The sequence below is a fragment of the Thermostichus sp. MS-CIW-25 genome (assembly GCF_054060015.1).
Genome location: NZ_JBSSCS010000068.1, coordinates 1 through 7,207 on the forward strand (window position 1 = coordinate 1; position 7,207 = coordinate 7,207).

Sequence of the window (7,207 nt, forward strand, 5' to 3'; positions counted from 1 at the left end):
TGCGACTGGGACACCTTGAGCTTGCAGGAGACGGTCAGGACTTGGGTCATGGTTCTATCATACATAACTTCCGCATTCCTCCCGACACTGACCCTGCGGGTACAGTGCGGGGCTCCTGCGATTTCTAGCTGAATGGGGCAGGGATCCCTATCACTTGCCCCTCGAAACCCTGAAGATGGCGAGAACCGGAGCTGTGCCATTGAGGAGCTTGCTAAGTGCTGCACAGCCTTGCTCAACACCTGAATTAGGGTCATCCCAATTGGGTCAAACTTCTTCAGGTTTTCACTTCCGAATCTCTCCTATCCAATAGATTTTGCAACCACACCTGAATATCCCGCAGGCTCTCCGGGGAAACTTCATGGCCCATCTCGTACTCGCGATAGGTAAAGTTCAGTGGCAGCGGGGCAAAATAATCCCTGATCTGGCGGCCAAAAGCAATCGGCAAAACAGCATCGGCAGTGCCATGAACTGCCAAGATGGCCAGGTGTTTCATCCGCTCCGGCTCCACCGCCTCGGCCAGGATCTCTGGAGATAAACGCCCACTCATCGCCACCACCCCTGCCAGCTTCTCCGGCTGGGTCAGAGCCAAATACAGGCTCATGATCGCCCCCTGGCTGAACCCCAGCAAATACACCTGGCTGGGATCCAAGGCAATACCCGGGATCCCACTGGGCAGCGTCTGTTCTAGAAAGCGGCTCAGGAGCTGGAGGCTATTGCGCGCTTGCTGGGGATCCCCCACCAGCCCTTCTGGCGTCCAGGCCATTTCAAACCAGGCAAACCCGCCTCCACTCCAAGGAATAGGGGCTCTCAAGCTAATCACCGCCAACCGGGGATCCAGATAGGGGGCCAACTGGAACAAATCCCCCTCGTGGCTGCCGATCCCGTGCAGCATCACCAACACAGGTGCGGATCCCAAGCCGACCTGTCGAGGCGGCTGAAAGCGGTAGGTGAGGGGCAAAGAAGAAGGCACGCAGCGGATCCTCAAAGGCGGAGACAAGGTATGGCCGGCCTACGCCCAATCCTGGGGCTGGCGAAGCACCTGATGGAGCTTGGCTTCCCACGTGTCCGGTTGCGGCTCGTAGCCATATTCCCAGCGCACCAAGGGGGGCAAAGACATCAAGATCGATTCGGTGCGGCCTTGGGTCTGTAGCCCGAAGATCGTGCCCCGGTCGTAGACCAGGTTAAACTCCACGTAACGCCCGCGACGATAGAGCTGGAATTGCCGTTCTCGCTCTCCCCATTCCATCCCCTGCCGCCGCTCCACAATCGGCACATAGGCCGGCAAGAAGGCGTCGCCACAGGCTTGCACCAACTGGAAAAGATGTTCCCAACTGCGGGATCCCACCCGCACCTGTAACGATGGTGGCTCAGAAGCCAGTTGTTCGGGATCCCCTTCCGCCTGACCTTCGGGCCGATAGAGAAGCCCAGGGCGTTCATCCTGATAGTCGAAGAAAATGCCGCCAACACCGCGCGCCTCGCCGCGATGGGGTAGGAAAAAGTATCGATCGCACCAAATCTTGAAAACCGGGTAGTAGGCGGGATCCAAGCGGTCACAGGCTGCCTTGAGGGTGCGGTGAAAATGGGCCGCATCCTCCTCAAACAGGTAATAGGGGGTGAGATCCATCCCGCCCCCAAACCACCAAACCGGCCCCGCCTCAAAATAGCGATAGTTCAGGTGTACCGTCGGCACATAGGGGTTGCGAGGATGCAACACCATAGAGGTGCCTGTGGCGTAGAAAGGATGCCCTGCCGCTTCTGGACGCTGCTTCAGAATCGAAGGGGGCAGATGGGACCCGAACACCTCGGAAAAATTGACCCCCCCCTGCTCAAACACATCTCCCTGCTGAATGACCCGCGAGCGCCCACCGCCTCCTCCAGGGCGTTCCCAACGGTCTTCCCGAAACTTGGCTTTTCCGTCCAGGGCCTCCAGACGGGCACAGATGTCATCTTGTAGGCGCTGCATGAGCCGACTCACCTGTTGGCGGGCATCCACCGGCAGCGCTGCGGGGCTTGAGGTCAGCACCATAGTCTTCTAATCTCTCGAAACTCGCCAAAAACATCCCCCGCCCAGATAAACCCTCCCAGGCTGGGAGAACCGAACCAAAGAGTTCTAACCTGGCCGGGCAAGAAACTTTCTGTAAAATCCAGGCCGTTTTAGGATCTCACGTGGGAACCACCTCGTAGGGACGGAGCCGCGCCCACTTGTTCCGTTCCTCGCGAAAGCTCTGGCAGCCCACCACATCCCATTCCATCTCGGTGCCACCGTTGCGGATATTGACATTGATCTGGGGGCCTTGCGGCTCAAAATCCGGCGTCAACGTGAGATGAGGCTGCTGATGCTGCGCTTCCACGGCGTGGTAGGTGGTACAGCGGTCTACGTAGTAGCAGTGAATACAAATACACATGGCTGCTGCCTGCAAGAGACGGTTCCCAATCTCGAGGGTAGCATCCTGCCCCTTTCCAGACAGGGGATCCCCTCTTTCTCAGCCGATTCTTGAGATATTTCTTAGCAAAGAGAGGCATCTTCTCGTCTCTCGTCTAAAATCTCGACATATTTCTCAGGCTGAGGCTTGATCTGCCCTTAGGATCAAACCATCCAGGCTATCCAGAGGAACTGCCATGAACACTCACACCCGCTACCGCTTCACCTGTACCCTCTCCTTTGGAGATATCTACGGCCAGATCATCATTTGGCTGATTGTCATCTTTGCCAGCTTGGCCGCTGCCCTCTCCCTGATGAATAGCCCCCTCTACGCTTTTCTCACCATTGCCCTGATTTTGGTGATTTCTCTGCCTTTCCTGCTCTTCGCCTTCGTGACCACCCTGCTCAACCACATCGAGTTTGCCGTTGTCCCCCCTGAGGAAGAGGAAAATCGCGCTGCTGCTGCGGCTAAGTCGCCCGTGGCCGTCAGCTAGAAGCAACCAGCAGCCGGTTAGCGCTTGTCGGATGGATCCCTTGCCCCAAAGACACCCGTGCTGACTTGAAAAAAACCGCGGCTCTCTTGGTCTAGCGCTTGGGTTGGCTCCTGCAAGGCAAGCAGGTGGATGACTTTTTATTTGCAATTGTTTTACGATTGTTAATGTTAGGACTGTAAGGCACAGCTTTTTCCAGCCTTGTCCAGGTCTGCGGCTGAGCTACAGGCACCCTGTTGTGGGCAAAAGGGAGCTACGGCTCGGCTGTGGCGAGGCAGGGACTGGCTTCCTGCTCAGCAAGTTTTGGGAAAAGCGTTGAGTCGGCTTAGAAGAGGACTGGGTGTTTTGGGGCAGATGAAAAGTAGCTTGGTGCAGCTCGATTATCGAGTTTATAAGTTGGCGCGGCTGTTGAGCGAATATCTGGAGTTGGGGGAATGGGTTGCCCTGTCTGCTGGTTCGCTGGGTGAAGAGCCTTCCGGTAACGAACATCAGGCTTGGCTTGGCAGATTTTCAGCTTACCTGTCAGAGTCGGAGCAGGGTTCTTGCCCTGGCGTCGGTGAACGGGATCCCGTAGGCTAGGTAGGCCCTCCCCCACTGCACCCAACATGCGGATCCCTTCTTGGTGGCCGAAGCTCAGTTTTCAGGTTTGGCTAATCTTTGTCGGTCGGCTGCTTTCCCAAACCGGAACCGGCTTTACCCTGTTTTATGCCACCCTCTTTTTTGTCAATCAGGTAGGGCTGACCGCCACCCAAGTGGGCTTGGGGCTGGGCATTATGGCTTTTGCCGGGGTGTTTGGCCGCATCCTGGGCGGCTCGATGGCCGATGGAGCTTGGGGTCGCCGCTCCACTTTGATCCTCTCCCTGGCTATTTCCACCTTGGGGTCGTTTGGGTTTGCGCTCTCCTATGACTTCTGGAGTTTTGCCCTGGCCAATATGGCTGCAGGCTTGGGGCAGGGGTTGTACTGGCCGCCTGCGGAAGCGATTGTAGCAGATCTAACCACTCGTGAGCAGCGCAACGAAGCCTACGCTCTCAACCGTCTGGGGGATAACCTGGGCCTCAGCCTTGGGGTGGCTATGGCCAGCACGCTGGTGGCTCTGACGGGGGCCTATCGGCTCTTGTTTGTGATCGATGGTGTCACTTTTCTAATCTTTCTGGCAGTACTTTGGTTTTTTATCCGGGAAACTCGGGCGACTTGTCCGGCAGCAGAGCCTGTGTTGGCAGGTTGGAAAACCGCCCTTAGAGATCGCTCCCTTTTGGTGTTTGGCCTGTCGAATATCCTGTTCACCACCTATGTGGCCCAGCTCAGCAGCAGCATGCCCCTTTACTTCCGCAATGGGGTAGGGATCCCAGAGGTGCAAATCGGCATTTTGTTTGCCTTGCATGGGGCCTTGATCGCTCTGCTGCAGATGCCGGTGGCCCGTTGGTTGAATCGCCGGACGCGCATCCAAGGGTTGCAGGGATCCGCCCTGATGTGGGGGGTGGGATTTCTTTTGGTTTGGCTTAGCGGTCTGGCGGCGGGATTGGGGTCGGTGGTGGCAGTCTTGGCGCTGGCGGTGCTCTCTTTGGCGTTGGTGAGCTACAACCCCTCTGCCTCTGCTTTGGTGGCGGATTTGGCACCGGATCACTTGCGGGGAGTGTATCTGTCGGTCAACTCTCTTTGTTGGTCGGCGGGGTTTGCCCTTGGCCCGATGATTGGGGGGATGGCCTTGGACTTGCCGCAACCGTGGGCAAGCGGGCTGTGGATCTTTTGGGTGATCACCGTCAGTTGGGTTTGGGGGATCCTCGGCTTTCTAAACCGCATTCTGCCCTGCAAGGTGAATAGAACCGCAGCGCCTCTGGTGATGGAGCCCGCTCCCCTCGGTGATGCGGAACGCTAGAGCCTAGAAAGGAGACAGATCTCGGGATCCCAATCTTGGCCAACAGTTTGCCAGGGTATGGATGATGACTTTTAGATGGAATAGATAGAACGCCAGGGATCCCTGGCTAGCGCTGAAATTGCAGGGCCTTTCCCCGCACCGAGGGATCCACACGGCCATTTTGAAAGGCGATCTGCCCGCCCACGAGGGTTAGCAGTGGCCAGCCTACCAGCTCCCACCCTTCAAAGGGGCTCCAGCGGCATTTGGTCAACAGTTCTTCTCGCCGCACCGGCTTGGGGGTATGGCGATCCACCAACACCAAGTCAGCATCGTAGCCCACTTGCAGTCGTCCTTTGTTAGGGATCCCGTAGAGGCGGGCCGGCGCCTCACACATCCACCGCACCACCTGCGCCAGCGTACAACGCCCCTGCTGGGCTGCCGTCAACATCAGAGGCAAAGCGGTTTCCACGCCGGGCATACCGGAAGGGGAGTGGGGATAGGGCTGAGCCTTTTCTTCCAAAGTATGAGGGGCATGGTCGGTGGCAATGCAATCCAGGATCCCGTCGTGCAGCCCCTGCCACAGTTGGGCCAGGTTAGCGGGATCCCGCAGGGGGGGGTTCATCTGGGCCAGGGATCCCAGACGAGCGTAATCGGCGGTGCTGAGCAGTAGGTGTTGGGGGGTCACCTCTGCCGTCACCCAAGCTGGCTTGTGCTGGCGCAGCAGCTCGACCTCTAGACCGGTGGAAAGGTGCAAAATGTGTAGGCGATGGCGGTAGCGGGTGGCCAAGTCCAAAGCCCGCCGTGAGGCGATCAGGGCCGATTCCTCGTCCTGAATTTGCGAGTGAACAGCTACGTCTGTGCGTCCGGCAAACAGGGCCTTACGAGCTGTGATGCGAGACAAATCTTCGGCATGGACGGCAATTAAAAAGTTGGGATCCGTTTCCCCGAAAATCCGTTCTAGCGCCGCCTGATCATCCACCAAGAGGGGGCCATGCATGGATCCCATGAAGATTTTGATGCCACAGGCTCCCTGCACCGTTTGCAGCTCTTTTAGGTTATCGGCAGTGGCCCCGATAAAAAAGCCGTAATTGACTACACACTTGCTGGCCGCACGGGCCAGCTTGTCATCCAGCGTCGCTTGGTCAATCGTCAGGGGGTCGGTGTTGGGCATCTCCAAAAAGCTGGTCACCCCGCCCCGGGCACAGGCCCAGGATCCCGTCTGCAGGTCTTCTTTGTGCTCGCGGCCAGGCTCGCGAAAGTGAACTTGGGGATCGATAACCCCCGGCATCAGGGTATGGCCCTCAGCGTCAATGATCCTTGCCACCCCTTCTGGCGAGAGGTTTGGGCCGATTTGGGCAATGCGCCCCTCCCGCACCAGCACATCTCCCCGCCAGGGATCCCCTTCCGGCACCAGCAGCTCAGCATTTCGGATCAGCAAATCGCCAGACAAAGCTCCGCCCTCCCTCAAAGGCGCTCTCAGAATAACACCAACCCCAGTCGGAGCGCGTTAAGAATTGGCTGAGCACCACTTCATCTGCAAAAGGGCTGTAATCTGGGATGGGGGCTAAGATCGGTAGGATGTCCGACAAGGGGCTGTAGCTCAGATGGATAGAGCAAGCGCCTCCTAAGCGCTAGGTCGGCGGTTCAAGTCCGCCCAGTCCCGTCTCCTCAAGCCGCCAAATCTCGCCCAGGCAAGTCAATGATAAAGGTTGCAGGAGTTGTGCAGGTCGTAGCCAGAGACCAGAACCTCTTGCTGGCGATCCCCGAGGCCAATGTCACAGCGCAGGGGATCCCCACCAGCAGCTGTGTAGGTGTGAGACTCCGTCATCCAACGCATGCCAGCTGGGCCAGGAGTGGGAGGAACAACTTCGGGGAGACGATAGTTGGGGGCTTGCCAGGGATCTTGCAGATAACGATCCCCGTGGATCCCTCCGAATTGAATATCGGCGTAGCTGGAAGGATAAACCGTAAAATCCATGCGGAAGATTTCCGAAGCACGGCCAACGGTCGCCAAAGCTGTTTGGGCTTCAGCAACTCTGGAACGGCGAATGTGGTTAAGCAGGTTGGGAATGGCCACCGCGCAGAGAGTACCGACAATCACGATGACCACAAGCAACTCGATCAATGTCATGCCACGAGGAGCCGCAGTGGCCAGACGGAAAAGGATTCTCCTGAGATAGACTTCATGAAGGGAAAACCGATTCATGACAGCCTCAGCCCCACTTTGGGAGAAATCAGGCACCCGGCTAAACCCAAAGGATCTTGCCCTGGTATTCAAGCCTTTTCTTGGTCTCAGGTTACCCTTCGCAGACCCAAAACTTTCCTCATCAAATCATGTGAACTCGTAAACTACCCGGCTCCGACCGCTAAGCGGTACGGAGCGGGCTTTCAGTAGCCCTGAGCCTGTTCTGCTCTACCAGAGAACAAAACAAGCCCGG

Annotated in this window: 8 protein-coding genes and 1 tRNA gene; 4 read left to right on the forward strand and 5 right to left on the reverse strand. The window is 57.5% G+C overall.

What is annotated here, in order from left to right:
* Positions 1–274: 274 nt before the first annotated feature.
* The 3 genes from ACVWZ1_RS14030 to ACVWZ1_RS14040 form a co-directional block, all read right to left on the reverse strand.
* On the reverse strand, positions 275–970 hold the full coding sequence (locus tag ACVWZ1_RS14030; RefSeq protein WP_457466192.1) for an alpha/beta hydrolase: 696 nt from the start codon (positions 968–970) through the stop codon (positions 275–277).
* Positions 971–1,009: 39 nt separating this feature from the next.
* Complete coding sequence (gene hemF, locus ACVWZ1_RS14035) at positions 1,010–2,026, reverse strand: oxygen-dependent coproporphyrinogen oxidase (protein WP_457503726.1); 1,017 nt, start codon at positions 2,024–2,026, stop codon at positions 1,010–1,012.
* 136 nt (positions 2,027–2,162) lie between these two features.
* Positions 2,163–2,405: a Ycf34 family protein gene (locus ACVWZ1_RS14040; RefSeq protein WP_414358294.1), complete on the reverse strand. Its 243-nt coding sequence runs from the start codon at positions 2,403–2,405 to the stop codon at positions 2,163–2,165.
* A gap of 214 nt (positions 2,406–2,619) precedes the next feature.
* On the opposite strand from ACVWZ1_RS14040, the gene ACVWZ1_RS14045 reads away from it, so the two are divergent.
* The 3 genes from ACVWZ1_RS14045 (at position 2,620) to ACVWZ1_RS14055 (ending at position 4,790) form a co-directional block, all read left to right on the forward strand.
* Complete coding sequence (locus ACVWZ1_RS14045; protein ID WP_414348680.1) at positions 2,620–2,916, forward strand: hypothetical protein; 297 nt, start codon at positions 2,620–2,622, stop codon at positions 2,914–2,916.
* 351 nt (positions 2,917–3,267) lie between these two features.
* Positions 3,268–3,492, forward strand: a complete 225-nt coding sequence (locus ACVWZ1_RS14050) for a hypothetical protein (RefSeq protein ID WP_414374684.1) — start codon at positions 3,268–3,270, stop codon at positions 3,490–3,492.
* A gap of 26 nt (positions 3,493–3,518) precedes the next feature.
* Complete coding sequence (locus ACVWZ1_RS14055) at positions 3,519–4,790, forward strand: MDR family MFS transporter (RefSeq protein ID WP_457503727.1); 1,272 nt, start codon at positions 3,519–3,521, stop codon at positions 4,788–4,790.
* A gap of 106 nt (positions 4,791–4,896) precedes the next feature.
* On the opposite strand, the gene ACVWZ1_RS14060 is transcribed toward ACVWZ1_RS14055, so the two are convergent.
* Positions 4,897–6,219, reverse strand: coding sequence for a dihydroorotase (locus tag ACVWZ1_RS14060; RefSeq protein WP_414374683.1), 1,323 nt, complete (start codon positions 6,217–6,219; stop codon positions 4,897–4,899).
* 139 nt (positions 6,220–6,358) lie between these two features.
* On the opposite strand from ACVWZ1_RS14060, the gene ACVWZ1_RS14065 reads away from it, so the two are divergent.
* A tRNA-Arg gene (locus ACVWZ1_RS14065) sits at positions 6,359–6,432 on the forward strand.
* A 33-nt stretch (positions 6,433–6,465) separates the two neighbouring features.
* On the opposite strand, the gene ACVWZ1_RS14070 is transcribed toward ACVWZ1_RS14065, so the two are convergent.
* Positions 6,466–6,975, reverse strand: coding sequence for a type IV pilin protein (locus ACVWZ1_RS14070; protein ID WP_457503728.1), 510 nt, complete (start codon positions 6,973–6,975; stop codon positions 6,466–6,468).
* Between the last annotated feature and the right edge of the window lie 232 nt (positions 6,976–7,207).